At 64.6% G+C, this 25,978-nt stretch carries 27 protein-coding genes; 15 read left to right on the top strand and 12 right to left on the bottom strand.

Going from position 1 to position 25,978, the window contains the following annotated elements:
- The first annotated feature begins 55 nt into the window (after positions 1-55).
- Positions 56-802, top strand: coding sequence for a metallophosphoesterase (locus M4J40_RS13805; RefSeq protein WP_251754716.1), 747 nt, complete (start codon positions 56-58; stop codon positions 800-802).
- A gap of 27 nt (positions 803-829) precedes the next feature.
- Here the strand turns inward: M4J40_RS13805 and M4J40_RS13800 are convergent, their stop codons facing one another.
- From M4J40_RS13800 to uvrA, 5 genes are all read right to left on the bottom strand, one after another.
- Positions 830-1,516 (bottom strand): (5-formylfuran-3-yl)methyl phosphate synthase, encoded by a 687-nt coding sequence (locus M4J40_RS13800; protein WP_251754715.1) that lies wholly within the window; start codon positions 1,514-1,516, stop codon positions 830-832.
- Between the two features lie 18 nt (positions 1,517-1,534).
- Positions 1,535-2,005: a 2-amino-4-hydroxy-6-hydroxymethyldihydropteridine diphosphokinase gene (folK, locus tag M4J40_RS13795; protein ID WP_251754714.1), complete on the bottom strand. Its 471-nt coding sequence runs from the start codon at positions 2,003-2,005 to the stop codon at positions 1,535-1,537.
- Positions 1,998-2,369, bottom strand: a complete 372-nt coding sequence (folB, locus tag M4J40_RS13790) for a dihydroneopterin aldolase (protein WP_251754713.1) — start codon at positions 2,367-2,369, stop codon at positions 1,998-2,000. Before folB ends, folK begins: the two co-directional genes overlap by 8 nt.
- Positions 2,366-3,187, bottom strand: a complete 822-nt coding sequence (gene folP / locus M4J40_RS13785; protein ID WP_251754712.1) for a dihydropteroate synthase — start codon at positions 3,185-3,187, stop codon at positions 2,366-2,368. The genes folB and folP overlap by 4 nt, the downstream gene beginning before the upstream one ends.
- 288 nt (positions 3,188-3,475) lie before the next feature.
- Positions 3,476-6,388, bottom strand: coding sequence for an excinuclease ABC subunit UvrA (gene uvrA, locus M4J40_RS13780; protein ID WP_251754711.1), 2,913 nt, complete (start codon positions 6,386-6,388; stop codon positions 3,476-3,478).
- Between the two features lie 426 nt (positions 6,389-6,814).
- Between uvrA and M4J40_RS13775 the strand changes: the two genes are divergently transcribed.
- Together M4J40_RS13775 and M4J40_RS13770 are read left to right on the top strand one after the other, a co-directional pair.
- Positions 6,815-7,342 carry a single-stranded DNA-binding protein gene (locus M4J40_RS13775; protein WP_251754710.1) on the top strand — a complete coding sequence of 176 codons (528 nt, stop codon included), beginning with the start codon at positions 6,815-6,817 and terminating at the stop codon, positions 7,340-7,342.
- A gap of 162 nt (positions 7,343-7,504) precedes the next feature.
- Entirely contained in the window at positions 7,505-8,011 is a 507-nt protein-coding gene (locus tag M4J40_RS13770) for a GNAT family N-acetyltransferase (RefSeq protein WP_251754709.1), read from the top strand.
- Between the two features lie 3 nt (positions 8,012-8,014).
- Here the strand turns inward: M4J40_RS13770 and M4J40_RS13765 are convergent, their stop codons facing one another.
- Positions 8,015-9,058: a zinc-dependent alcohol dehydrogenase family protein gene (locus M4J40_RS13765; protein WP_251754708.1), complete on the bottom strand. Its 1,044-nt coding sequence runs from the start codon at positions 9,056-9,058 to the stop codon at positions 8,015-8,017.
- A gap of 95 nt (positions 9,059-9,153) precedes the next feature.
- Positions 9,154-9,522: a helix-turn-helix domain-containing protein gene (locus M4J40_RS13760; protein ID WP_251754707.1), complete on the bottom strand. Its 369-nt coding sequence runs from the start codon at positions 9,520-9,522 to the stop codon at positions 9,154-9,156.
- Positions 9,523-9,649: 127 nt separating this feature from the next.
- Between M4J40_RS13760 and M4J40_RS13755 the strand changes: the two genes are divergently transcribed.
- Entirely contained in the window at positions 9,650-10,492 is an 843-nt protein-coding gene (locus M4J40_RS13755) for an SDR family oxidoreductase (RefSeq protein WP_251754706.1), read from the top strand.
- Between the two features lie 27 nt (positions 10,493-10,519).
- On the opposite strand, the gene M4J40_RS13750 is transcribed toward M4J40_RS13755, so the two are convergent.
- From M4J40_RS13750 to M4J40_RS13740, 3 genes are all read right to left on the bottom strand, one after another.
- Complete coding sequence (locus tag M4J40_RS13750; RefSeq protein WP_251754705.1) at positions 10,520-11,392, bottom strand: MBL fold metallo-hydrolase; 873 nt, start codon at positions 11,390-11,392, stop codon at positions 10,520-10,522.
- Entirely contained in the window at positions 11,389-11,820 is a 432-nt protein-coding gene (locus M4J40_RS13745; RefSeq protein WP_251754704.1) for a metallopeptidase family protein, read from the bottom strand. Before M4J40_RS13745 ends, M4J40_RS13750 begins: the two co-directional genes overlap by 4 nt.
- 76 nt (positions 11,821-11,896) lie before the next feature.
- A complete protein-coding gene (locus M4J40_RS13740) occupies positions 11,897-13,024 on the bottom strand; it encodes a PA0069 family radical SAM protein (protein ID WP_251754703.1) in 1,128 nt (375 codons plus the stop codon).
- A 193-nt stretch (positions 13,025-13,217) separates the two neighbouring features.
- Here M4J40_RS13740 and M4J40_RS13735 point away from each other — a divergent pair, with 193 nt between their 5' ends.
- From M4J40_RS13735 to M4J40_RS13725, 3 genes are all read left to right on the top strand, one after another.
- A complete protein-coding gene (locus M4J40_RS13735; protein WP_251754702.1) occupies positions 13,218-13,919 on the top strand; it encodes a glycosyltransferase in 702 nt (233 codons plus the stop codon).
- A 107-nt stretch (positions 13,920-14,026) separates the two neighbouring features.
- A complete protein-coding gene (locus M4J40_RS13730; RefSeq protein ID WP_251754701.1) occupies positions 14,027-14,533 on the top strand; it encodes a DUF1993 family protein in 507 nt (168 codons plus the stop codon).
- A gap of 175 nt (positions 14,534-14,708) precedes the next feature.
- Positions 14,709-15,869, top strand: a complete 1,161-nt coding sequence (locus M4J40_RS13725; protein ID WP_251754700.1) for a site-specific DNA-methyltransferase — start codon at positions 14,709-14,711, stop codon at positions 15,867-15,869.
- Positions 15,870-16,144: 275 nt separating this feature from the next.
- Here the strand turns inward: M4J40_RS13725 and mutY are convergent, their stop codons facing one another.
- A complete protein-coding gene (gene mutY, locus M4J40_RS13720; protein ID WP_251754699.1) occupies positions 16,145-17,257 on the bottom strand; it encodes an A/G-specific adenine glycosylase in 1,113 nt (370 codons plus the stop codon).
- A 61-nt stretch (positions 17,258-17,318) separates the two neighbouring features.
- Between mutY and M4J40_RS13715 the strand changes: the two genes are divergently transcribed.
- From M4J40_RS13715 to M4J40_RS13680, 8 genes are all read left to right on the top strand, one after another.
- Complete coding sequence (locus tag M4J40_RS13715; protein WP_251754698.1) at positions 17,319-17,846, top strand: DUF721 domain-containing protein; 528 nt, start codon at positions 17,319-17,321, stop codon at positions 17,844-17,846.
- A 97-nt stretch (positions 17,847-17,943) separates the two neighbouring features.
- Positions 17,944-18,594, top strand: coding sequence for a DsbA family protein (locus M4J40_RS13710; RefSeq protein ID WP_251754697.1), 651 nt, complete (start codon positions 17,944-17,946; stop codon positions 18,592-18,594).
- Positions 18,595-18,741: 147 nt separating this feature from the next.
- Positions 18,742-22,200, top strand: a complete 3,459-nt coding sequence (locus M4J40_RS13705) for a chromosome segregation SMC family protein (RefSeq protein ID WP_251754696.1) — start codon at positions 18,742-18,744, stop codon at positions 22,198-22,200.
- Positions 22,201-22,446: 246 nt separating this feature from the next.
- Complete coding sequence (locus tag M4J40_RS13700; RefSeq protein ID WP_251754695.1) at positions 22,447-22,821, top strand: AtpZ/AtpI family protein; 375 nt, start codon at positions 22,447-22,449, stop codon at positions 22,819-22,821.
- Positions 22,822-22,890: 69 nt separating this feature from the next.
- A complete protein-coding gene (locus M4J40_RS13695; protein ID WP_251754694.1) occupies positions 22,891-23,649 on the top strand; it encodes a F0F1 ATP synthase subunit A in 759 nt (252 codons plus the stop codon).
- A gap of 64 nt (positions 23,650-23,713) precedes the next feature.
- On the top strand, positions 23,714-23,941 hold the full coding sequence (locus M4J40_RS13690) for a F0F1 ATP synthase subunit C (RefSeq protein ID WP_100081062.1): 228 nt from the start codon (positions 23,714-23,716) through the stop codon (positions 23,939-23,941).
- Between the two features lie 146 nt (positions 23,942-24,087).
- Positions 24,088-24,702: an ATP F0F1 synthase subunit B gene (locus M4J40_RS13685; protein WP_251754693.1), complete on the top strand. Its 615-nt coding sequence runs from the start codon at positions 24,088-24,090 to the stop codon at positions 24,700-24,702.
- Between the two features lie 11 nt (positions 24,703-24,713).
- Positions 24,714-25,196: an ATP F0F1 synthase subunit B gene (locus M4J40_RS13680; RefSeq protein WP_251754692.1), complete on the top strand. Its 483-nt coding sequence runs from the start codon at positions 24,714-24,716 to the stop codon at positions 25,194-25,196.
- 53 nt (positions 25,197-25,249) lie between these two features.
- Here M4J40_RS13680 and M4J40_RS13675 read toward each other — a convergent pair whose 3' ends face one another.
- A complete protein-coding gene (locus tag M4J40_RS13675) occupies positions 25,250-25,942 on the bottom strand; it encodes a ribonuclease HII (RefSeq protein ID WP_251754691.1) in 693 nt (230 codons plus the stop codon).
- Positions 25,943-25,978 lie beyond the last annotated feature (36 nt).

Below are 25,978 nucleotides of genomic sequence, written 5' to 3'. Positions count from 1 at the left end.
ATTGATGCTCCGGCCGGAACTTGCACGTCCTGGAGAAGTTGAGGGGGAGCCTCGCATGCGGATCGCCATTCTCTCCGATATCCACGGCAATGCCGACGCGCTGACGGCCGTGCTCGATGATCTTGCCGACCGTTCGGTGGATGCCACGCTCTGCCTCGGCGACCATCTCTCGGGTCCGCTTGAGGCGCGACGAACCGCCGACATGTTGATGACATCGTCGATTGCCTGCATCGCCGGCAATCATGACAGGGTGCTCGTCACCACGCCGCGTTCCGAAATGGGGCCGTCGGACGGCCATGCCTACGACCAGCTTTCCGGCGCCCATGTTGCCTGGCTGAAAGGATTGCCCGCCTCTTTGTCGGTCGGCCCGGTGATCGCCTGGCATGGAACGCCGGCCTCCGACATCGAGTACTGGCTGGAAACGGTCGAAGGCGGCCGCATGCGGCTTGCCGACCGTGATCTGGTAGAGGACCGTGCGCGAGGGGTGACGGCAGCGATAGGCCCGTCGAGCCTGCTTCTTTGCGGCCATACCCATGTGCCGCGCATTGCGCGCCTGAAGTGCGGCGCCGTGGTGGTCAATCCCGGTAGCGTCGGTTTGCAGGGCTATACCGACGATGCGCCGGTCCACATCATGCAGGTCGGCGCGCCGGAAGCCCGTTATGCCATCGCCGAGAAGCGAGCGAACGGCTGGGCGGTGGTGCACCATGCCGTGCCCTACGACACCGCTAATGTCGTTCGCCTCGCGCGGGAAGCCGGGCGGGAGGAATGGGTGTCGGCGCTCGAAAGCGGCTGGATCGTCTGATCTCCGAGCCGCGAGCTATCGAGTCTTTCAAGCCTCGTCTGGTGCAGGCCGTACCGAGTGAATGGCGAAGGCTGCGGCGACGGCGCGGATGCGCGCCGGATCGAGCGGTTTCGCCGGGTCTTCATCCTCCGACACGGCGGCGCGGAAGCCAAGGTGATCCGGCCGAAGCGGCAGCAGGGTGCCGACATCGACGATGCGCAGGCCACCGGAAAGACCGACGCTGAGCTTCGACCGACGCGCGGCGGCGATGAAGCGGGCGATGTCAGCCAGCTTGACGGCCTTGGTCAGTCCGTCCGAAGCTTCGGGCGCGGCAAGCCAGACGCCGGAGAAGCCGGCTATGGCCGCCACCGGCAGCAGGTCGAAGTCCGGCCCGGCCTCGGGGGGAAAGGCGGCGATCAGCTTGACGCTGGCGGCCATCGAACGGCCGATCTGCGATAGCATGGCGGCGCCCGCATCGCCGGTCGGCACCGGTAGGACAAGTGCTGTGACGCCCGTCGACGCCAGGTCGGCCAAGCCGTCAGCCTCCAGGCCCCCGGCTGACGCCGCTACCTCTGCCTTCTCGCCAGCAACGGCCATTATGGCGCGCAGCTCGGAGCTTGAAAGGGGAGACGCTGCCTCGCCTACATCGCCAGCGGCGAAAAGCATGGTCACGCCAGCTGCGATGGCAGCCTCTGCCTCGTCCGCCGTTGCGACGGTCACCTGTAGTGCGGTCATGGCCGGCCTCCGCTACCGTCAGAGCTTTTCGATCGGGTCGTTTGCGAATCGGGCCGCCAGCTCGGCAACGGTCCTGTCGCCAATCAAGAGGTCCGGAGCGATCTCGGCAAGGGGAATCAACACGAAACCGCGTTCGTGGGCGTGTCGGTGCGGCAGCGTGAGTTCTGGAGTGTCCATCCTCACATCGTCATAGGCGATGAGGTCGATGTCGATGAGGCGCGGCCCCCACCGCTCGTGACGAACCCGTCCGAGCTGGCGTTCCACGTCGAGACAGGTGGCGAGCAGCAGAAGCGGGGTCAGCACCGTCTCCACGACTGCCGACACGTTGGTGAAATCCGGCTGGTCGGTTTTGCCCCATGGGCGCGTACGGTAGTCCGACGAACGGGCAACCAGTCTCACGCCGGCCCCTTCGAGCAGACGCAGAGCTTCTGCGATGGTCGCGCGGACGTCGCCTATGTTGCCGCCAAGGCTGAGCGCCGCCTTAGCCATCGGCACGACTCCGGGTGATCTCCACCGACACGGTGTCGAGAACGTGGGGCACGGGCGCCGAAGGCTTCTCGACACAGACGCTGATCGCCTCGATGAGCGGGAAGGTTGCGAGAATATCGATTGCAATCGATTCGGCGAGCGCCTCCAACAGATTGAAGCGGCGTGTCGTGGCGATGCCGACGACAATGTCGGTCATGTCGGCGTAGGAGACGGACTTGGTGAGGTCGTCGCTGGTGCCGGCGGCGCGGGTATCGACCGATGCGTCGAGCGAAATGTAGAAGCGTTGCCCGATTGCCGCTTCCTCGGGAAGCAGGCCGTGGCGAGCGAAAACGGCGATCCGATGGACGCGGATATGATCGCTCATCGCATTTCCTTTCTGATGGCGTCGGCGACGGCAGCGGCGTCTCGATGGGCTGCGACATCGTGGACGCGAACGATGTCGGCGCCGGCGAGGATCGCCGCGACATTCGAGGCAACTGTGCCATGAAGCCGCTCGGTGACCGGTCGCTCGGGTCCGATCAGAGCACCGATCATGCGCTTGCGCGACGTCCCCATCAGCACCGGAAAGCCGAGCGCTTTGAGTTCGCCGACGCGGGCCACAGCCTGGACGTTTTGCTCGAACGTCTTGCCGAAGCCGACACCCGGGTCGAGGATGACATGATCGTCCGGGATGCCGGTCTTGCGGGCGATCTCCAGCGAGCGCGTGAAGAAGGCTTTCATATCCTCGATGATGTCGATTGCTGGATCGACGTCGCCTCGGTTGTGCATGACGACGACGGCTGCGCCATGGGCGGAGGCAACCGACGCGATGTCCGGCTCGCGCTGCAGCCCCCAGACGTCGTTGACGATCCTCGCACCAGCTCCGAGCGCTGCCTCGGCTGTTTTTGCCTTGTAGGTGTCGATGGAGATTGGCGGGGTGCGCTCGGTGGCGGCGAGTCGCTCGATCACCGGGAGGACACGGGCTATCTCTTCCTCGGCGCCAACTTCCGTGGCGCCGGGTCGTGTCGACTCGCCACCCACATCCAGAATGTCGACGCCTTCGGCGATCATGGCCCGAGCATGGGCTAGGGCGGTCTTTACCGAGGCGTAGCGCCCGCCATCGGAGAAGCTGTCGGGAGTGACGTTGAGGATGCCCATCACCAGCGTGCGTTTGCCGAGGTCGGGCAGGAGGGAAAGGACCATAGGCTTGCTCGCGTCTGGATATCGAGCCTCTGAGGTAGCCCGCGCACCAGCCGCTGGCAAGCGGCTGTTCTGCCGTTGAGGGTGAAGTGGCTCATCCTGAATCAAAATGTGAAGATCGCCTCACTTGAATCAGAGTATGAAGGCGATGAATCCTTAAATAAAACAATGCATTATCACTGTTTTCGGACTCTCTCGCATAACCTTGCCTCGTCCGACTGGCGGCCGAACCCCGCACCCACCGGCCGCTGACTTCACGGCTGGCCGGCGGAATGAACGGGTTTGTGGCGCTTACTCCGCCGCGCTGCGCCTTTGCGGGCGGCGGTCGAGCAGTTCTCGGAGATACCGGCCGGTGTAGCTGGCGTCGACTTTCATCACCTCTTCCGGCGTACCGGCGGCGACGATGCGACCGCCGCCGTCGCCCCCCTCGGGGCCGAGGTCGACCAGCCAGTCGGCGGTCTTGATGACCTCGAGATTGTGCTCGATGATCACCACCGTGTTGCCCTGCTCGACCAGCTCGTGCAGCATCTCGAGCAGCTTGGCCACGTCATGGAAGTGGAGGCCGGTGGTGGGCTCGTCGAGGATGTAGAGCGTGCGGCCGGTGGCCCGGCGTGACAGCTCCTTGGCAAGTTTGACGCGTTGCGCCTCGCCACCCGAGAGCGTCGTTGCCTGCTGGCCGACCTTGACGTAGCCGAGACCGACATCGCGCAATGCCGTCATCTTGTCGCGGATGGCCGGCACGGCCTGGAAGAAATCGCAGGCCTCCTCGACGGTCATGTCGAGCACGTCGGCGATCGACTTGCCCTTGAAGAGAACCTCCAGCGTCTCGCGATTGTAGCGATGGCCCTTGCAGACGTCGCAGGTTACGTAGACGTCCGGCAGGAAGTGCATCTCGATCTTGAGGACGCCGTCGCCCTGACAGGCCTCGCAGCGGCCACCCTTGACGTTGAACGAGAAGCGACCTGGCCCGTAGCCGCGCGCCTTGGCTTCCGGCAGGCCGGCGAACCAGTCGCGGATCGGCGTGAAGGCGCCGGTGTAGGTGGCCGGGTTGGAACGTGGCGTGCGACCGATCGGTGACTGGTCGATGTCGATCACCTTGTCGAGCAGTTCCAGTCCTTCGATGCGATCATGCGGCGCGGCTTGCTCGCGGGCACCGTTGAGGCGGCGCGCCGCCGCCTTGAACAGAGTGTCGATCAAGAGCGTCGACTTGCCGCCACCCGACACGCCGGTGACGCAGGTGAACAGGCCGATCGGAATATCGGCCGTCACGTCCTTGAGGTTGTTGGCTCGGGCGCCGACGACGCGGATGTACTTGTTCTTCTGCGGCTTGCGTCGCTTGTCGGGCAGGGGAATGGCGAGCGCGCCGGACAGATACTGACCGGTGAGGCTGGCCGGATCGGCCATGATCTCGGCCGGCGTACCTTCGGAGACGATCTTGCCGCCATGAATGCCGGCGCCTGGGCCGACATCGAGCACGTAGTCGGCGGCGAGGATGGCGTCCTCGTCGTGTTCGACGACGATCACGGTGTTGCCGAGATCGCGCAGGTGCTTGAGCGTTTCGATCAGTTTGTCGTTGTCGCGCTGGTGCAGGCCGATGGATGGCTCGTCGAGCACATAAAGCACACCGGTGAGACCCGAGCCGATCTGACTGGCGAGGCGGATGCGCTGGCTCTCGCCGCCCGACAGGGTACCGGACGAACGCGACAGCGTCAGATACTCAAGACCGACATTGTTGAGGAAGCGCAGGCGTTCGCGGATTTCCTTGAGGATGCGGACGGCGATCTCGTTCTGCTTGGCGGTGAGCTGGTCCGGCAGACCGGAAAACCAAACGACCGCCTCGCGGATCGACATCTGCGTGACCTGGCCGATGTGCAGGCCGGCGATCTTGACGGCGAGCGCTTCCGGCTTAAGCCGGTAGCCGCCGCACGCTTCGCAAGGGTGGTCCGACTGGAAGCGGCCCAGCTCCTCGCGCACCATGTCGGAATCGGTTTCCTTCCAGCGGCGCTCGATATTGCCCACCACGCCCTCGAAGGGCTTCTTGGTGGTGTAGGTCCTCAGGCCGTCGTCATAGGTGAAGGAGATCTCCTCGCCGCCCGAGCCGGTGAGGATGACCTCGCGCACCCTCTGCGGTAGATCCTTCCAGGGCGTCGTCATCGACGCCTTGAAATGGCGGCAGATCGCCTCGAGGGTCTGCGCATAATAGGGTGACGAAGCGCCCGTCTTCGCCCATGGCAGGACACAGCCGCCGCGCAGGGAAAGGCTGTCGTCGGGGACGACCAGATCTGCCTCGAACTTCAGCTCGGTTCCGAGGCCATCGCACTTGGGACAGGCGCCGAAGGGGTTGTTGAAGGAAAACAGGCGCGGTTCGATCTCGGCAATGGTGAAGCCGCTGACCGGACAGGCGAACTTTTCCGAGAAGGTGATGCGGCGCGGCTCGGTCTCGCCCTCGGCAATGTCGGCAAGTTCCAGCACGGCGATGCCGTCTGCGAGCGCCAGCGCCGTCTGGAAGCTGTCGGCGAGGCGGGCGGCGAGGTCAGTCTTGACGACGATGCGGTCGACGACGATGTCGATGTCGTGCTTGATCTTCTTGTCGAGGGAAGGGACCTCCTCGATCGGATAGAAGGCGCCATCGACCTTGACGCGCTGGAAGCCCTTCTTCTGGAGTTCGGCGAACTCCTTGCGATACTCGCCCTTGCGGCCGCGGATCATCGGAGCCAGCAGGTAGAGGCGCGTTCCCTCGGGCAGTTCCAGCGTCCGGTCGACCATCTGGCTGATGGTCTGGCTCTCGATCGGCAGGCCGGTGGCCGGCGAATACGGCACGCCGACGCGCGCAAACAACAGGCGCATGTAGTCGTAGATTTCGGTGACGGTGCCGACGGTCGAGCGCGGGTTGCGCGACGTGGTCTTCTGCTCGATGGAGATGGCCGGCGACAAGCCGTCGATCTGGTCGACGTCCGGTTTCTGCATCATGTCGAGAAACTGGCGGGCATAGGCCGAGAGGCTCTCGACATAGCGGCGCTGACCCTCGGCGTAGATGGTGTCGAAGGCGAGCGAAGACTTGCCCGAACCGGAGAGGCCGGTCATGACGATCAGGCTGTCGCGCGGCAAATCGACGTCGATGTTCTTGAGATTATGTTCGCGCGCGCCGCGCACCGAAAGGGAGCGCCGGGCCTGATCGAAAATGCTGGTCGGCTTGTTCGGCATGTCAGTCGTCGTCCTTGTCGCGTATCCCGGGGAGGGCGGGAAGCGGATTGTCTTGCCCGAAGCTCATGAACTGGGCGGCCCGAGGCGCGCCAAGCTAGTCCGGGTCTGCTGTCGCATCCTGTCAGGATCGTCGGGGAACCTGCAAGGCGCCGGCACGCGCGGCAGCCATGCCGCCGGATCCAGTGATGAAACGCGGAAAGCCTCGGAATTCGGTTGCGACATCCTCATGAAACGTCTAGAACGTATCAGGAACATGGCTCGGACGCCAGCCCTTTTCTCACTGTGGAAAAGGAGGTGGCGCTTCCGGGCCGGGGTATCGCGGGTTTGGTGCCGGCGTTAACGTACAGCCGTGTTGCCGGCATGGTCCGGCCGGTCTGATGCGCCAACGCGCCGGGCCGAAGGTAACGAGTTTGAGGGAAGAAAGCCATGGCAGGCAGCGTCAACAAGGTCATCCTGATCGGCAATCTCGGGCGCGATCCCGAGGTGCGGCGGATGGGGTCGGGCGACGCCGTGGTCAACCTGCGCATTGCCACCTCGGAAAACTGGCGCGACCGCCAGAGCGGCGAGCGCAAGGAGCGCACCGAGTGGCACTCGGTGGTGATTTTCAACGAGAATCTGGCCAAGGTCGCAGAGCAGTATCTGCGGAAAGGCTCCAAGGTTTACATTGAGGGCCAGCTTCAGACCCGCAAGTGGACCGACCAGTCCGGTCAGGAACGCTACACCACCGAAGTCGTGCTGCAGCGTTTCCGTGGCGAGCTGACCATTCTCGATAGCCGTGGCGAAGGCGGCGGTCGCAGCGAGGGCGACTTCGGCGATGGCGGTTCGGACTATGGCTCGTCCGGTCCGATGGACCGCGCGCCTGCTCGTTCGGGCGGCGGCGGTGGTCGCGCTCAGGGTGGTGGCGCCCCGGCTTCCAACTTCTCGTCGGATCTCGACGACGACATCCCCTTCTGAGGGCGACGGGACGATGACTAGCCTTCCTTTCCGATCGGACACTGCGGGTTGAGCCGCGCCCGGATCTTTTGGTCCGGGTCCGGCTCGTTCCGACGCAACGTCGACGCGCGACTGCCCTGGCGGCAGCCGTGCCGCTTTGTCATGCAATCGGAAATGAAGAAAATGAGTTTTGTCATCCGCAGTGAAATGGCGGCCGATCAGTCCGCCATCGGCGAACTGACCACGGCTGCCTTTCTGACCGCTGCCCATGCCAGTGGCACCGAGGCGGCGATCATCCGTGACCTGCGCGCTGCCGGCGTGTTGGCTTTGTCGCTTGTCGCCATCGATCCGGCCGGTGAAATCGTCGGCCACGCCGGCTTTTCGCCCGTCGAGACGGACATGTCCGGCCATTGGTTCGGCCTGGGACCACTGTCCGTGACACCAGCGTTGCAGCGTAGCGGTGTTGGTTCGGCGCTGGTTCGGGCCGGTCTCGCGCAGCTGGCAGACCTGGGCGCGACCGGCATCGTTCTGGTCGGCGAACCGACCTACTACGGTCGTTTCGGCTTTGTCGCCCGGCCGGGCCTGTCTTGCGAGGGGGTGCCCGACCCTTATGTCCAGGCGCTCGCCTTCGAAGAACCGCCGGTCTGGAGGCCGATCGCCTTCCACCCGGCGTTCTTCTCCGCCAGGTAGGCGTCAGCCGAAGTCGGTAATGACATTGATACCGGTCTCCTGAGACCGGTCCATGCCGATAAGCAGATCGATCGCCTCGTCGAGCCCGACGTGGCGGTTGATCAGCTTTTGCGGCGCCAGCTTGCCGGTGGCGATCATCGAGAGCATGTCGTCATAGCGCCAAGCCTGCATGCCGTGGCTGCCATAAACCTCGAGTTCCCAGCCGATGATGCGCGCCATCGGGATCGGCGCCTCGGTGTCGTCACCGAGCATCAGACCGACCTGCACGTGGCGACCGCGCCGCTTGAGGCCGAGAATGGAATTGCGGGCGGTTACCCGGTGACCGAGCGCATCGATGGAGAGGTGGGCGCCGCCGCCCGTCAGGTCGCGGATGGCGCTGGCAACGTCCGGCGTGGTGCGACCGTTGATGGTGGCCGCGGCGCCGATCGTCTTGGCAAACTCGAGTTTGTCGTCGGCAATATCGATGGCGATCACGTTGGCGCCCATCGCCGCGGCGATCATGATAGCCGACAGGCCCACGCCGCCGCAGCCGTGCACGGCGACCCATTCACCGCCACGTACGCGCCCTTGGTCGACCACCGCGCGGAAGGATGTCGCGAAGCGACAGCCGAGGCTGGCCGCGGTCGGGAAATCGATGTCGTCAGGCAGCGCCACCACGTTGTCATCGGCGTTGTGCACGCCGACATACTCGGCAAACGAGCCCCAATGGGTGAAGCCGGGCTGGGTCTGGTTGCGACAGACCTGCTGGTTGCCCGAGCCGCATTCCGGACAGCCGCCACAGCCGGCGACGAAGGGCATGGTGACCCGGTCGCCTACCCGGAAGCGGCGGACGTCGCGGCCGACGGCAACGACGCGTCCGGCGAACTCGTGGCCGGGCACGTGCGGCAGCGCGATGTCGGGATCGTGCCCCATCCAGCCGTGCCAATCGGAGCGGCAGATTCCCGAGGCCTCCACTTTCAGCACAAGGCCGTGCGCCTCCGGCGTCGGGTCGGGCAGGGTGCGGATTTCGGGGCGTTGGCCGAACAACTCATAGAATATGGCGCGCATTCTCAATCTCCAGGCCGGCAATCGACCAACCGCCCCGGCGATAGCACGGACAATGCACTTCAAAAAGCGTGAGATTGCCGATGGCAGCCCACCTGTCAGCCCACCGAAGCCGTATCATAGGCGGCCTGGGCGGCGAGAACCGCGTCCATGTTGAGTTCGGCCCAATGAGCGAAGGCGGCGACCGTCTCGGTCAACGTCTGGCCGAGCGGGGTCAACGCATAATCGACGCTGACCGGAACGGTTGGATGAACGGTGCGTTTTACCAGTCCGTCACGTTCGAGACGCTTCAGCGTCTGGGACAGCACCTTCTGGGACAGTCCGCGGATGTCGCGTCGGAGATGATTGAACCGCACCGGGCCACCCTTCAGCCGGTCGAGCACCAGCAGCGCCCATTTGTCGGCCAGCCGGTCGAGTACCATGCGGGTGGGACAGCGATCGTCAAAGACGTCGTAAGCGGGGGTCATCGGTGCCCTTTCGTTGGTTTCCCGAGGGAAACCTGGTCACTGGAAACTGCCTTCTTTCAATAGTTTCCAGAATTGACTATGTTCCAAGACGAAACAAGGTTTCACTCAGATACTAAGGAGTTTCGATATGGCTGGCAAGATTCTCGTTCTCGGCGCCACCGGCAACGTTGGGCGGCCGCTCGTAAAGGCGCTTCTGGCGAGGGGCGAGGCGGTCAAGGCGGCATCCCGTAGCGGCAAGCCGGTTGAGGGCGCCGAAGGGGTCGTCTTCGACGTGGCCGATCCCTTGACCTTCCCCAGCGCTTTCGAAGATGTCGATCGCGCTTTCGTCATGCTGCCGGGCGGTTACACGGAGGCCAAGGCGCTGCTGTCGCCGGTCATCGAGGCGGCGGCGACACGTGGCGTCAAGGTGGTGCTGCAGTCGGTTCTGGGCGTCGATGCCGACGATTCCATTCCCTACCGTCAGGTGGAAATCGCTCTCGAGAGGTCTGGCGTCCGCTGGGTCGTGCTGCGGCCAAACTGGTTCACCGACAACTTCATCAATTACTGGAAGCCCGGCATCGACGCCGCCGGCGTCATCGCGGTGCCGGCTGGCGAGGGAAAATCCAGCTTCATTGATACGCGAGACATCGCCGACAGTGCCGCCGCTGCTCTGACGACCGATCGTTTCGACGGCAAGGCTTTCAATCTCACCGGACCGGAAGCGCTTGGCTACGCCGAAGCCGCCGCGCTGATCTCCGAGGCCATCGGCAAGCCAGTCGCCTATCAGGCGGTCGACGACGACACCTTCGTCTCCACGCTGGTCGGCGCCGGGGTTCCCGAGGTCTACGCCCGTTTCCTCGCCTCGATCTTCTATCCGGTTCGCGAGGGCTGGACGGCTGTCGTGACTGACGATGTGCAAAGGCTGACCGGTCATCCAGCGCGTCGGGTGGACGCCTGGGTGAAGGAAAATGTCGCGATCCTCAAGGGCTGAGGTCTTGACGCTCGCGGCGGCGGGAAATCAAAGACCGGCCGCCGCGAGTGCCTTGAGATTGGCCTGATGCACCGCCTCGTATGGCTCGAAATAGTCGATACGGCCGGCCGCCACGTCCTCGGCGACAAAGCGGGAGAGCGGCGCACCGTCGCGCCCCTCGCCAGCGAGAAGCCGCATCAGGTAGCTGCGGTTGGCCGTGACAAGCCCGGTGTCGTAGCCCCCCGCCGCGATCCGCCCAGGGTCTCCGTGCGCCGGCAGAATGCTTGCGAAGGAGAGGGCGGCGAGGCGGCCCAGCTCCGAAATATGCGTTGGCGTGCGATCGGCTTCGGAAATGTAAGTGATCGTGTCCTCCACCACGTCGCCGGCAAGAAGAAGGCCGGCGTCGGGAAGCCGCAACACGACGCCATCGGCGCTGTGGATGTCGAAGTGCAAGGCCTCGACGACACGGTTCCCGACCACGAGCTTCATCTCGTCGTCGAACACGTCGGTCGGCATGACCAGGGGCCGGATCGCCGGGTCGCCGTTTTCCAGCTTGTCGCGGTTGGCGGCGAGCGCCTCGCGCGTCAGGCGGTGGGCTACGATCGGTCCGTCGGCAAAGACGGCGTTGCCGGCAACATGATCGTCATGCCAGTGGCTGAGCACAAGCTTGCACCGGGTGACGCCAAGCCTTTCGAGGTGGCGTCGCACGGCTCTGGCGTGGTCGAGCGAAATGTGACTGTCGAAGACGATTGCTTCGCTGCCCTCCACGATGGCGTAGGAGGCGATGCCGAGACTGTAGGCACCATCGTCGAGCCAGTTCTTCGCTTCCGAGTGCAGCCGGACGCCCAGTATGCGCCCGTCGTAATAGGCGAAGACACCACGTGCCGGCTTCAGAATGCGCAAGGTGCTCGTATCGGTCACGGTTCGCTGTCCTCAAGATCGTACATGTCGTCGTCGCTGAGCCCGAAATGGTGACCGATTTCGTGGACCAGAACATGAGCGACAATATCGCCCAGCGTCTCTTCGTGCTCGGCCCAATAGTCGAGGATGGGGCGACGATAGAGCCAGACACGGTTGGGTAACCGCCCGGTTTCCGGTATGGCGGCGTCGTGGGCGAGACCGGTGCCATGGAACAGGCCGAGAATGTCGAAATCGCTTTCGAGTTCCATTTCCTTGACGACTTCCTCGTCAGGGAAGTCGGCCACGCGGATCTCGATCTCGCCGGTCATTGCCCGGAAGTCGGCCGGCAAGGCGGCATAGGCCTCGGCCGCCATCGCCTCGAAGTCATCGAGCTCGGGCGCCTTCAGGTCTTTCCAGTCGAACTTGGCGCCACCGCCGAAGAGTTTCATCGCTCTCTCCCTTGCCTTCCATCGCCCCCAGAAGTGTCGGCGACGATGGGGGGCGTCAAGGGGAGGGACGTTTCTTTCAGAACAGGCTGAGCTGGACGCCTCCGTTACCGGGCTTAACGAACTTCTCCGTGTCGAGTTTCACCCGATGTTTGTTGAGGCCGAGGCGCTTGGCGGTCAGCTCAAACCGACGGCCGATCTGCCAGGCATAAGGGCCGGTACCGCGCATGCGCTTGCCCCATTCGGCGTCATAATCCTTGCCGCCCCGCATCGACTTCAGGACGTTCATGACATGCCGATAGCGGCCCGGAAGTTCGCGCAGTAGAAACTCGCGAAAGATTTCCGAGACTTCGAGAGGCAGGCGCAGCAGCACATAACCGGCCTCGCGGGCGCCGAAAGTATGGGCCGCTTCCAGGATGCGCTCGATCTCGCTGTCGGTGACCGCCGGAATGACCGGCGCCATCATGACGCCGACCGGAATGCCGGCCTCCGTGAGCTTCTGGATGGCTTCCAAGCGTCGCTGTGGGCTGGAGGCGCGAGGCTCCATGGCGCGCGCCAGACGACGGTCCAGCGTGGTGATCGAAATGGCTACCTTGACGAGTCCTTGGGCGGCCATGGGCTGGAGAATGTCGATGTCGCGCAACACGAGCGCCGACTTGGTGATGATCAGCGCCGGATGCTGGGTCTTCGCCAGCACCTCCAGCACGCGCCGGGTGATCTGCTGCTCCTTCTCGATCGGCTGGTAGCCGTCGGTCGCCGTTCCGATGGCGATCACCTTCGGCTGATAGGACGGCGCGCCCAACTGGCGTTCCAGCACTTCCGCAGCGTTGGTCTTGGCGTAGAGCTGGGTTTCGAAGTCCAGTCCCGGCGACAGACCGAGATAGGCGTGGTTCGGTCGGGCGTAGCAATAGACGCAGCCGTGCTCGCAGCCCCGATAGGGGTTGAGCGAGCGTTCGAAGGATATGTCCGGGCTATCGTTGCGCGTGATGACCGACCGCGCCGGCTCGATCTGAACTGTCGTCTTGAACGGCGGCAACTCTTCATTGTCGCCCCAGCCGTCGTCGAAGTCGGTGCGGGCATAGGCCTCGAACCGACCCGAAGGATTGATGCCAGCACCCCGGCCGCGCCGGCGTCCGGCGGCAACCGCCGTTTCGGCGATCTCCGGCGCCGGGATGGGCTCGATGAGGTGGTGGCATTCGATGTTCATGATTTGATCTTATGTCGGAATGAGAACGGGTCAAGAACATTCTGTTGATATCCACTTCCTCCAGCTGTTGGAAAGGTTCCTCGCAGGCCGTTTGTCGTCCGACAGGGAAGGCCCCAGCCGACCTGAGATGGCGATTGCTCGTCGGCGTTAGGATGGGCTCGCACTTCCCAGGAAAACCCGCTAGAACGAAAGTATGATCTCGGTTGTCATCCCCACTCGGAACAGCGAGGAAGCTCTCGCTCGTACCCTTTCGACGCTGGTCACCGCGGCTGCGGATGGAACGGTGCGCGAGGTCGTCGTGGTGGATGGCGGTTCCGACGACCAGACGCATCTCGTCGCTGAGGGCACTGGGTGCGATCTGATGGCCGGCTCCGGTGGCGCCTGGGCTCGATGCGCCATAGGCGCGGCGGCGGCCCAGAGGGGCGACTTTCTGATGTTCCTGCGTCCTGGCGTTCTGCTCGATCCGGGCTGGGAGAGCGACTTCCAGGCTATGGTCGAGCGGCGCCTTCGGCATGGTGACAGTCGCTTCGCAGCCGTTTTCCGTCTCGCGTCCGATGACGACACGCTCGGTGGCAGCCTGAAGCACTATCTGTTGCGCCTGTTCGGCCGCTGTGCCGGCGTGACCTATCCCGACCAGGGTCTGATTATCTCCCGGGGATATTTCCGCGAGCTTGGCGGCTTCAGCCGGCGCGACGGTCTGGCCGGCGTCGATCTCATCCGCCGCGTCGGGCGTCGGCGTCTCCTGCGCCTCCGGGCGCCGGTCGTGCGCGTGATTTCCGACGGGCAGGGCGATGCGCTCACCGGTGGTGGTCCAGCCGGTGCGTTGGCGGCGCTGCTGCTCGCCATCCGTCTGCCGGTCGGCATGATCGCCGGGCTCACCGGTCGGCGAGCCTGACCTTCTCTCCGAGAGTTGACTGGTTCCGGCGGTAGCGGCTCGCTAATCAGGTGGACGAGCAGCAAGAGTGCCCCTTTGGAGGGGCGCTGCCAGCCGGAAGGAATCCCATGACCATCGAACTTCACGCCATCTCCGCGCCAATCTTCACTGCGCGGCTCAAGTCCCTCGTCCATGTCCTGAAGATCGGCGAGGCCGAGGGACCGGCGCGCGGCCTCACCGAGGAAGCGGTGCTCGGCGCCCGACTGGCTCCTGACATGTTCGACCTGAAGCGTCAGGTTCAGATCGCCACGGATCACGCCAAGGGGGCGATGGCCCGTCTCTCCGGTCGGGACATTCCCTCTTTCCCCGACACCGAGCAAACCTTCGCGGAGCTTTACGCCCGCATCGACAAGACACTCGCTTTCGTTGCATCGGTGCCGGCTTCTGCCGTCAATGGTCGCGAGGAAACCATCGTGACGCTGAAGCTCCGGCAGGAAACGATGGAGCTTTCGGCGCTCGACTACCTTCAGGGATTCGCTCTGCCAAACTTCTATTTCCACATGACCACCGCCTACGACATCCTGCGTCATCTCGGCGTGTCCGTCGGTAAGCGCGATTTCCTTTGGCGCGAGTGAGCGGTCGCGCGCGACGAGTTCGCTCTGCCCAATATATGGTTAACAAACCATTGAAATAATTAATCAATGAGGAATCGCCTCGCTTAACTCCTAATTTACCCTGCCGGAGCAGATTGGTCTTCGGCAGGGGCGTGAAGACCCCCTCCTGTTTGTTTTGCGTCGGAGTGGGAGAGCCATGAGTGTACTGCGTCAGCGGGCGGCTGCGTCGTCGTCCGAGGTTTTCTTCCACTCCCCTGCCGCGTCGTCGGCGCCTGACTGGCTCGACAGCGTCATCGTCGGCGACTGCGTCGCCGCCCTGGAGCGTCTGCCCAAGGCCTCGGTCGATCTCATTTTTGCCGACCCGCCCTACAACCTGCAGCTCGGGGGTGATCTCACCCGCCCCGATCAGTCGAAGGTCGATGCCGTCAACGACGACTGGGATCGTTTCGATAGCTTCGAGGCTTACGACGCTTTCACCCGTGCCTGGCTGCTTGCCTGCCGCCGGGTGCTGAAGCCGACCGGCACGATGTGGGTGATCGGCTCCTATCACAACATCTTCCGCGTCGGTTCGATCATGCAGGATCTCGGATTCTGGGTGCTCAACGACATCATTTGGCGCAAGGCCAACCCGATGCCCAACTTCAAGGGCAAGCGCTTCACCAACGCGCATGAAACGCTGATCTGGGCGTCGCGCGATCGGGACGCCAAGGGCATCACGTTCAACTATGAGGCCATGAAAGCCTTCAACGACGATCTTCAGATGCGCTCGGACTGGCTTCTGCCAATCTGCACGGGCGGCGAGCGCTTGAAGACGGCGGACGGCGACAAGGTTCATCCGACGCAGAAGCCGGAAGCGCTGCTCTGGCGGGTGCTGATGTCCTCGTCGAAGCCCGGCGATGTCGTCCTCGATCCGTTTCTCGGCACCGGTACCTCGGCGGCCGTGGCAAAGCGGCTCGGTCGCCATTACGTCGGTGTCGAGCGCGACAGCACCTATGCCAACTTCGCCAAGGCGCGGATCGCTTCCGTCGAACGCGCCCCGGACGATGGGCTCGCGGTGGTCACGCCGAAGCGGGCCGAACCGCGCATCCCCTTCGGTTCATTGATCGAAGCTGGCCTGATCCGGCCGGGCGACAGGCTATGCGACGCTCGCCGTCGGCACGTTGCCACGGTTCGGGCCGACGGCTCGATCGCGACGGGCGCCATCGCCGGATCGATCCACAAAGTGGGCGCCTCGGTGCAGGGGCTCGAGGCGTGCAACGGCTGGACCTACTGGCACGTCGAGAAGCAGGGTGCACTGGTTCTGATCGATGAGCTGCGCGGTCGCGTTCGTAGCGAACTGGCGTCCGCCGGCGCCTGACGGAACAAACGTCCAGTTACAAAAGAAGGCTCCCCGATCGTTCGGAGAGCCATTTCTTATTGGCGCCTATTTTTTAAACCCGTGCCATTCGGCATGCGGGGTTGGCCTACCCTGAAAATCTCTGTCGCCCGACCTTCACGCCGGATTAGCCCAACCCGACGAGGGCCGACCTAATGACTGTCGGGTCACGCCCCAATGCCCGGGATTATCGCACCTTCGCCGTTAACCGCCAAGTTAGTTTTCTTGCGACGATGGTCGTAGCTGAAAGCAATCACTCAACTTCCGGATGCTGGCTTGGCATGTGGAGCCGGCCCTGAGCGTCGAGCTGCTCGTCGTATCGGCGCGCCCGTCGCCGCTTCGACGACCTTGCGCATCACCGTTGGCAGAGCCTCGCCCGCCACGGCGGCGGCGTCGAGCCAGAAACAGCCGGCGGGCGGCGGTCGATCGCCGACCTCGGTGGCCATGACCGTCAGCACAAGATGAAAATGGGTGAAGGTGTGCTCGACTTTTCCCGCGTTCTTCCAGCCAGCCTGGAACGGGGCGGTGGCCTCATCCACCGTCGTCACCTCCCGCCATTCGCTACCGGGGACCTCCAGCATGCCTCCTAGAAGGCCCTTGTCGGCTCTGCGGCGGACAAGGAGCGCTCTATCGTGCCGCCGGGCGACGAAGGCGACGCCGTGGCGGGTCGGCCGCTCCGCCTTGGGCCGTCGTCTTGGCAAGGTTTCGGCATCCCCGCGACGGCGGGCGAGACAGGGCTCTGACCACGGACACAAGGCGCAGGCCGGGCGCTTGGGTGTGCAGATGGTGGCTCCAAGATCCATCATGGCCTGGGCGAAATCACCCGGCCGTTGGTCGGGGGTCATCGTCGCCGTCAGGCGCCGGATCTCCGGCTTGACATCCGGCAGCGGCGTCTCCAGCTCGAACAGGCGCGCCACCACCCGTTCGACGTTGCCGTCGACGACCGTGGCCGGCACGTCGAAAGCGATGGCAGCGATCGCCGCCGCCGTGTAGGGGCCGATGCCGGGCAGGGCGGCAAGGCCCTCCACCGTATCGGGAAAACGGCCGTCATGGTCGCGGGCTACAGTCTCGGCGCAGGCCTTGAGATTGCGGGCGCGAGAGTAGTAGCCAAGGCCCGCCCATGCGGCCATCACATCGTCGCGCGGAGCGGCGGCAAGTGCCTGCAAGGTCGGCCAGCGCTCCAGAAAATCCAGGAAATAGCTCTTGACGGCCGCGACCGTCGTCTGCTGGAGCATCACCTCCGAGAGCCAGACGCGATAGGGATCCGGCAGGACGCCAAGTGCCCGGTCTTCCGGCGGCACTCGCCAGGGCAGTCGGCGGGCGTGAACGTCGTACCAGTCGAGAAGGGCTGTGGCGGATGGCGCCGGCATGTGAGATAACCTGCGGCTTGAGAGTATAAGTCCCGATGGGATGCTGGAGGTTCCATAGCAGATGGCGCGCTTGAGAAAACCGGCTTTCGTCTACAAGGGTGTGAGGCCGCTCGCCGACATCATTGCCGCGCCGCTCAATGCAGCTTGCCGCAAACGCGGCTTCGCCACGCTCGATCTCGTCGCTCACTGGCCCGATATCGTCGGCCCCGCCTACGCCGAAACCACGGCGCCCGACCAGCTTTCCTGGCCTCGCAGGCCGAAAGGACTGATCGACGAAGAGGACCACGAGCCAGCGGTGCTGACCGTGCGTTGCTCCGGCGCGGCGGCCATGCGCCTGTCGCTCGAGGCCCCACAGCTCATCGAGCGCATCAACACCTTTTTCGGCTACCGCCTCGTCGGTCGCCTGAAGCCTTTGCAACTGCCCCCGGTGAAGATCGGACCGCCGCCACGGCCGAAGCTGGCAAAGCTTTCGCCGGAAGCCGAGGCGCGGGTTCGGACGCTCGCCTCAGGCATTTCCGATGATGGCCTGAAGGCGGCCGTCGAGCGGTTGGGAAGGGCCATCAGTGGCGACAGCCGCGCCCGTCGTTGAGGCGGAAAGAACACATCCTCTTTCCATTGACGTGGCCTTGCCATAATTTGCCGCCAATGACGGACCCTGTAGGGCCGGTTATCCGAAAGGGAACGACATGTTGACTCGCCGCCGCTTCCTCACGACCACAGCTGTAGCCGCGGCCGGCTTTGCCGCGTTCGCTTCCTTCCCCGGGCTGGCTTTCGCCCAGGAACCGGCAGCTACGGTGGATGAGAACGAACTCATGAAGCCGGGTGCGCTACCCGATATGGCGCTGGGGGATCCCAATGCCAAGGTGAAGGTCGTCGAGTACATGTCGATGACCTGCAGCCATTGCGCCGATTTCCACAACAAGACCTTTGAAGAGATCAAGACCAAGTACATCGACACGGGCAAGATGTATTTCGTGCTTCGCGAGTTCCCACTGGACCCGCTGGCCGCCGCCGGCTTCATGCTGGCGCGCAACGCTCCGGGCGGCAAGTATTTCGAGGTGGTGTCCTATCTCTTCAAGACGCAGCGCGAATGGGCCTTTGTCGAGGATCCGCTCAGCGGGTTGCGCAATGTCTCCAAGCAGTTCGGCTACTCGCCCGCAACCTTCGAGGCCACGTTGACGGACCAGAAGCTGCTCGACGATCTCAACGCGACGCGCAAGCGCGGCGCCGACGAGTTTGGCATCACGGGAACGCCGACCTTCTTCATCAACGGCCAGCGCGAGGTTGGCTTCATGTCGGTCGAAGAGATGTCGGCCAAGATCGATCCGCTTCTCTGAGGCTGATTCTCAGCTGGTGATAACCGCCGGATATCAACAGGGCCGCGACTCACGCCTCTTGCCGGGCGTGTGTCGCGGCCTTCATGATGTGGTGGTCCATGGCAGGGTCACACTCTATGAATAGAGTGGGGCCGAAGCGGATCGCCAATGCAGTTCGAGCGGCTGAAGATACAGGGCTTCAAGTCCTTCGTGGACTTCTCCGAGTTCGTCATCGAACCCGGCCTGACCGGCGTTGTCGGACCGAACGGTTGTGGCAAGTCCAATCTCGTCGAGGCAATGCGCTGGGTAATGGGCGAAAGCTCCTACAAGGCGATGCGCGCCTCCGGCATGGACGACGTCATTTTCTCCGGCTCGGGCAAGCGGCCTGCCCGCAATGCCGCCGAAGTGACGCTGGTGCTGAGGAACGATCAGCGCACCGCGCCGCCCGCCTTCAATGACGCCGATCTCCTTGAGGTCACCCGCCGCATCGAACGGCAGGCGGGGTCGTCCTATCGCATCAACGGCAAGGACGTGCGGGCCCGCGACGTGCAGCTCCTCTTCGCGGATGCTTCCACCGGCGCGCGCTCGCCGGCCATGGTGCGGCAGGGACAGATCGGCGAACTGATCGCCGCCAAGCCGACGCAGCGGCGCACCATCCTGGAAGAGGCCGCCGGCATTTCCGGCCTGCATTCCCGCCGCCATGATGCGGAACTGCGCCTCAAGGGCGCCGAAACCAATCTCACGCGCATGGAAGACGTGTTGCGGGAGATCGAGGCGCGGCTCGACGGTTTGCGCAGGCAGGCCCGCCAGGCTGCGCGCTACCGCAACCTTTCAGCCGATATCCGAAAAGCGGAAGCCACCGTCGCCTTTTTGCGCGTCAGCGACCTGATGACCCAGGTCGAGGAAGCCGAAGCGCAAATGACCGACAGCTTCGGTGCGGTGGCCGACGCACAGGCCGCGCAAACCGAGGCCGTTCGTCGGCAGGCGATCATCGCCCACGATTTGCCTGGCCTTCGCGATCGGGCGGTCGAAACGGCTGCCGCTCTGCAGCGGCTGCGGATCGCGCTGGCCGAATCCGAGGCCGAGGAGCGCCGCGCTCGCGAGAGGCTGGCCGAGCTTTCTCGCCGCGCCGAAGAGATCGCTCGCGACCGTACGCGCGAAGCGGCGCTGGTGGCCGAGAATGACGAGCGTCTGGCTGCCCTTGCCGACGAGGCGGAGACGCTGGCCGCCGAGGAGCTAGGCGAGGAGGAGCGCCGGGCGGAGGCCGAAGCATTCGCTTCCGACATTGCTACTCGTCTATCCGAGATCGACGCGGAGCTCGCGACGGCCACCGCCGCCGAGGCCGAGGCAGCCGCGCTGAAGGGGGCGCTTGAGCGCGAAATCCGCGAAGCCGGGCTCCGGCTCGACCGCCTGTTGCGCGACCTCGAAGGGATCGATTCGGAACTGGCCGAACTCGACGAGCGGCTCGGCGCGGACGACGCCATCGCCGAGGCCCGGGAGGAGATCGAGCTGTCCGCCGCCATGGTGTTCGAGGCCGAGGCGACGTTGGCCGATGCCGAGGCCGGCCGCGGCGCTGCCGAGGAAGAGCGTCTTGCCGCAACGGGGCCGCTGGCCGAGGCGGAGCGCGAGCTCCAGAAGCTCGATACCGAGGCGCGCACTCTGGCCAAGATGCTGGACATCGAGCACGGCCAGTTGTTCCCGCCGCTGGTCGATCGGCTCGTCCCGCAGAAAGGCTTCGAGACGGCGCTGGCGGCCGCGCTTGGCGAGGATATCGAAGCGCCGATCGACGACCGCGCGCCGGCCTACTGGACAATGCCCGGTGACGACGCCGGCGACCGGCCGTTGCCCGACGGGGTCCCGTCGCTCGCCAAGTTTGTGGAAGGCCCGGCTCTCATTGGCCGCCGCCTGCGGCAGATCGGCGTCGTTGCGGGCGAGGACGCCGCTCGACTGCAGCCCCTGCTCGCCGCTGGCCAGATGCTTGTGACCCTTGAAGGGGCGATCTGGCGCTGGGATGGCTACGCCGCCGCCGCGGACGCGCCGACAGTCGCAGCCAGCAGGCTAGCCGCCCGCAACCGGCTTGCCGAAATCGACGCTCTTCGCGAAACGGCGGGCGAGCTTTGCGCAACCAGGCGTCAGGTTCTCGATGACGCCGAAGCGCGCCTTCGTGACGCGGAGGCCGAGGAGCGCGCCGCCCGCGAGGCGGTCAAGGTCGCCGAGCGCTCCGCCGCCACCGCGCGTGACCGACTGCTGGTCGCCGAGCGGGCACTGGCCGAAACCGTTGCCCGCCGTGCAGCCGCCGCCGGCCAGCGCGAACGCCTCGCCACCGACGCGGAGGATCAAGCTGCCCGCAAGACCGAGGCCGAGGAGAGGTATGCCGAGCTCGCCGACGCCTCGGAGCTATCGGCCCGGGTTCATGCCCTCCGGGGTGAGGCGGCCGATACGCGCGCCCGGTTCTCGGAGGCGCGCGCCGCCGTTGACATGATCCGCCGCGAGGGTGAACTCCGTAAGCGGCGCATGGAGGCGATCGAACGCGAGCGGGCCGGCTGGGGCGATCGAGTCCGTCATGCCGCGGCTCACCTGGATGAACTGGACGACCGGCTCGCCCAGGTGGAGGACGAACGGGCCGAACTGATCGATCGACCCGACGAGATTGTCGAAGCCCGGCGCGGCCTGATGAGGGCGGTTGCGACTGCGGAGGCCGCCAGTACCGAGGCAGCGGATCGTCTTCGCGAGGGCGAGATGCAGGCCGGCGAGGCCGATCGCGCGGCCGCCGAGGCGCTCGCTCGCCTATCGACCATTCGAGAGGGGCGAGTGCGGGCCGAGGAACGGCTCGCCGCCGCCAAGCAGCGGCTTGAGGAATATGCCACCGAGATGCGCGATCGCTTCGACGCGCCCCTTTATGCCTTGCGTCAGCTCGCCGAAATCGACGACGCCGCGCCGTTGCCGGATCTGGCCGGTGTCGAGACCCGGCTCGAGCGGTTGAAGGTCGAGCGTGACAAGCTCGGTGGCGTCAATCTCCAGGCGGAGGCGGAACAGGCCGAGTTGGAAGAACGGCTGGATACCCTGGTCAACGAGCGCGAAGATCTGATCGAGGCGATCCGCCGGCTGCGCCTGGGCATCCAGAATCTGAACCGCGAGGCCCGCGAGCGGTTGCTCAACGCCTTCGGTATCGTCAACTCCCACTTCCAGCGACTTTTCGTGCATCTGTTCGGCGGTGGCACGGCCGAGTTGCAGCTTGTCGACGCCGAGGACCCGCTGGAAGCCGGCCTGGAGATCCTTGCCCGTCCGCCGGGCAAGAAGCCGCAGACCATGACGCTTCTTTCCGGTGGCGAACAGGCGCTGACGGCCATGGCGCTGATCTTCGCGGTCTTCCTCACCAATCCCGCGCCGATCTGCGTGCTCGACGAGGTGGACGCACCGCTCGACGATGCGAATGTCGAACGCTACTGCGACCTTCTCGAAGAGATGTCCCGTTCGACAGAGACTCGCTTCGTTGTCATTACTCATAACCCGATCACAATGGCCCGGATGAGTCGCCTGTTCGGCGTCACCATGGCCGAGCGAGGCGTGTCGCAACTGGTTTCCGTCGACCTCGAAACGGCCGAATCCTTCCGTGAGGCGAGTTGAGCTGTGGCGGCTTTACAGGGCGTGTTGCGAGGCGATGGCAGCTTAATCGATTACGCCCGCCTCGACTAAGGTCGTAGTCTGGGAATGGCGGTGGTTCCGATGGCGGAAATGGCATATAAATCAATGAAATGTATAGGCCGTCGCCAATCTTGACAGGCATCCGTGTGAACACTATGGTGCCGGCCAAATCAGGGATTACCCCGATCTTGCAGGGCCTTGGCGACTGCGTTCTTGAGGATGCCGCCGATGGGTCAGGATGACGAACGGCCGGACGACGCCGGAAGCGATCCCCGCCTCAAGGCGCTGGGAGAGAAGCTGGCGGATGCTCGGCGGGATCAGCGGCAGCCCGAAGGTGGTGCGTCGCAGTCGTCCGGGCTGACCGGTATCGGTCAGGCGATGAAGGTCGGCTCGGAGTTCGTGGCCGGGGTGATCGTTGGATTCGTGATCGGCTATACGATCGATCGCCTCTTCGGGACTGGCCCGTGGGGCATGATCGTGTTTCTGTTGCTGGGCTTTGCGGCAGGGACGTTGAACGTGATGCGTGCGACGGGTGTGGCAAAAGATCCTTTTGCCGCCAAGGCGGGCAAGTCCCCGCGTCGGGCGCCTGACGGCGAAGACTGAGTTTGAACGGCAGGGCGGGCTGGCCCGGAGCCGTAGTGCGGGCGAGATCGAGCGAGGGAGCTCCTCAAGGTGGCTGACGTAAGAACCGATCCCATCCATCAGTTCGGCATCCATAAGCTGGTGGACATCAACATCGACGGCTACGATGTCTCCTTCACCAACTCCTCGCTGTTCATGGTCCTGGTGCTCGCCGCCATCGCGCTGGTGCTGCTGTGGGGTAGTTCGTCTCGCGCCGTGGTCCCCGGGCGGGCTCAGACAGTGGCCGAACTCTCCTACGAGTTCGTGGCCAATACTCTGAGGACGACGGCTGGCGAGAGCGGTATGCGCTTCATGCCGCTTGTGTTCTCGCTGTTCATGTTCGTCTTGACCGCCAATCTATTTGGCATGGTGCCCTATTTCTTCACGGTTACCTCGCACATCATCGTCACGGCTGCCCTGGCGCTGCTCGTCATCTTCACGGTGACCATCTACGGCTTCTACAAGAACGGCACTCACTTTCTGAAGCTGTTCGTTCCCTCGGGGGTGCCGGCGGCGATCGTGCCTCTGGTGACGATGATCGAGATCATCTCCTTCCTGTCGCGGCCGCTCAGCCTCTCCGTCCGTCTGTTTGCGAACATGCTGGCCGGTCACATCACCCTCAAGGTGTTCGCGGGCTTCGTGGTGACGCTGACCGGGCTTGGCGCCTTCGGCTTCCTCGGAGCGCTGTTGCCGCTGATCATGGTGGTGGCGCTGACCGCCCTCGAATTCCTGGTTGCTTTCCTCCAGGCCTACGTCTTCACGATCCTCACCTGCATGTACCTCAACGACGCCCTGCATCCGGGGCACTGAGGACGGATCGACGAAGTTCACCCATCAAGACCATCCAAATCTCTGTTTCTCAAGGAGCGTTACAATGGAAGCTGAAGCCGCCAAGTACATCGGCGCTGGCCTTTCGACCATCGGCATTGCCGGTTCCGCCATCGGCCTCGGCAGCATCTTCGGCAACTACCTGTCGAGTGCCGTCCGCAATCCTTCGGCCGCCGACGGCCAGTTCGGTCGCCTGATTCTCGGCTTCGCCGTGACCGAAGCGCTCGGCATCTTCTCGCTGCTGATCGCCCTGCTGCTGCTCTTCGCCGTCTGATCGCGAGACAGTCGAAGCGGGCTCGCAACGAGCCCGCAGCAAGCCGCTGGCCGGTTTCCGGCCGGCCGTGACGAGACGGCGCCTCGCAAGGTGGTTTGGACCTTGGGGCGCCGCTTGGCCGTTATCATCATGGAGCCTGAGCGTCGATGAGCTGGTTCATCAGCCAAGCCAACGCACAAGAGCCGGCGATCGTTCCGGCGGAGGACGGCCACGCGCCGGTGGACGCCGTCGGCACGACGGTGGCCCACGAGGGCGGCGGACATGGCGGCGCGTTCCCGCCGTTCGATCCCTCGACCTTCCCCTCACAGCTGTTCTGGCTGGCCATCGTCTTCATTGCGCTCTACGTCCTGATGGCCAAGAAGGTCATTCCGCAGATTGCCGGCATTCTCGAGGCGCGCGCCGCCAAGATTGCAGGCGATCTCGTCGAGGCCGAAAAGGCCAAGGCGGATACGGACGCTGCCATTGCCTCCTATGAAGCGTCGCTCGCCGCTGCTCGGAACAAGGCCAATGCCATCGCTCATGAGACTCGGAGCAAGGTAGCTCACGAGATTGACGGGCGGCGCCATGCGGCCGAGGCTCAGTTGGCTGCCAAGCTGACGGACACTGAAAAGCACATCGAGGACGTCAAGCGCATCGCTCTCGAGCATGTGTCGACCATCGCCACCGAGACGACCGAGGCTGTCGTCGAAGCGCTCGTCGGCAAGGTGAGCCGTGACGAGGCCATCGCGGCGGTTGCCGCCGTGTCCGCCAGCAAACACTGAGGAGAGGCCCTATGTTCGACAATACCACATGGGCCTTTGTCGGTCTGATCCTGTTCTGTGCCGTGCTCGGCTACTACGGGGTGTTTGGCATGGTCAACCGCATGCTCGACAAGAGGGCGGGGGAAGTGACGGCCGAGCTCGACGCGGCGCAGCAGCTGCGGAGGGAGGCGGAAGCCCTTCTGGCCGAATACCAGCAGAAGCGCGTTGCCGCCGAGCAGGATGCCGCCGAGATCATCGCTCATGCCGAGGCCGAGGCCAAGCGTATGACGGCCGATGCCGAAGTGGCGCTCAAGGAGCTGATCGAGCAGCGCACGCGCACCGTCGAGGCCAAGATCGCCCACGCGGAGGCGGCGGCGGTTGCCGAGGTTCGGTCCGTTGCCATCGACATGGCGATGGCCGCTTCGAAGCACCTGCTTGCCGAGAAGGTGCAGGGCAAAGTCGCTTCGGATCTCATCTCGAGCGGCGTGGAAGAGGTAAAGGCGCGGTTCGGTTGAACGTCTTTATTTCGGACCGGTAGGGAACAAGGGGCCTCTCGCGGCCCCTTTTTTCATGGTTTCCGTTCGCCCGAGCGCGCCGCAATGCATTCGCATACGGGCCGAAAGCTCCGGCGGTGGATCGGCGTTGGCCCCAGTTCAAAGAGGGCCTTCAGGTGCTTCGCCGAGCCGTAGCCGACATTGGTCTCAAACCCGTAGCCGGGGAACTCGGTGGCGTGAAGCGCCATCATTCGATCACGTGTCACCTTGGCGACGACGGACGCGGCGGCGATGGCCGCGACACGGGCGTCCCCCTTCACGATGGCCGCCCCCCGATAACCGGCGTCGATCAGGGCGGCAGGGATGTCCCGGCCGTCGACCAGAATGCCCACAGGCCTCACGGCCAGCGATCGCACCGCACGGTTCATGGCCCAGAGGTTGGCGGCGAGGATGTTCATGGCATCGATGCGGGCGGCCGATGCCGTGGCGATGGCGACGATATGATCGCGACAGATGACCTCGGCCATCTGTTCCCTTGCGCGCGGCTTGAGCTGCTTGGAATCGGTGAGCCCGTCAGGTAGTGGCGCATCCGTGAGAATCACCGCCGCTGTCACCACGGGGCCTGCGAGCGGACCGCGGCCGACTTCGTCGACGCCTGCTACGGGGCCGCCCCAGCGACGCGCGAAATCCTCCTCCATGCGACGATCGCAAGCCTCGACGATGAGGCCGGCAAGGAGATCGGGAGCAGGGGAGGCGCGGCGAGGCATGGGAGCTGTTCTGGCTGGCGAATCAGGGATCCAGCC

Origin of the sequence: Pleomorphomonas sp. JP5, assembly GCF_023721815.1 — a bacterium.
Classification (GTDB): domain Bacteria; phylum Pseudomonadota; class Alphaproteobacteria; order Rhizobiales; family Pleomorphomonadaceae; genus Pleomorphomonas.
This window is presented reverse-complemented; position numbering and strand designations above follow the sequence as displayed.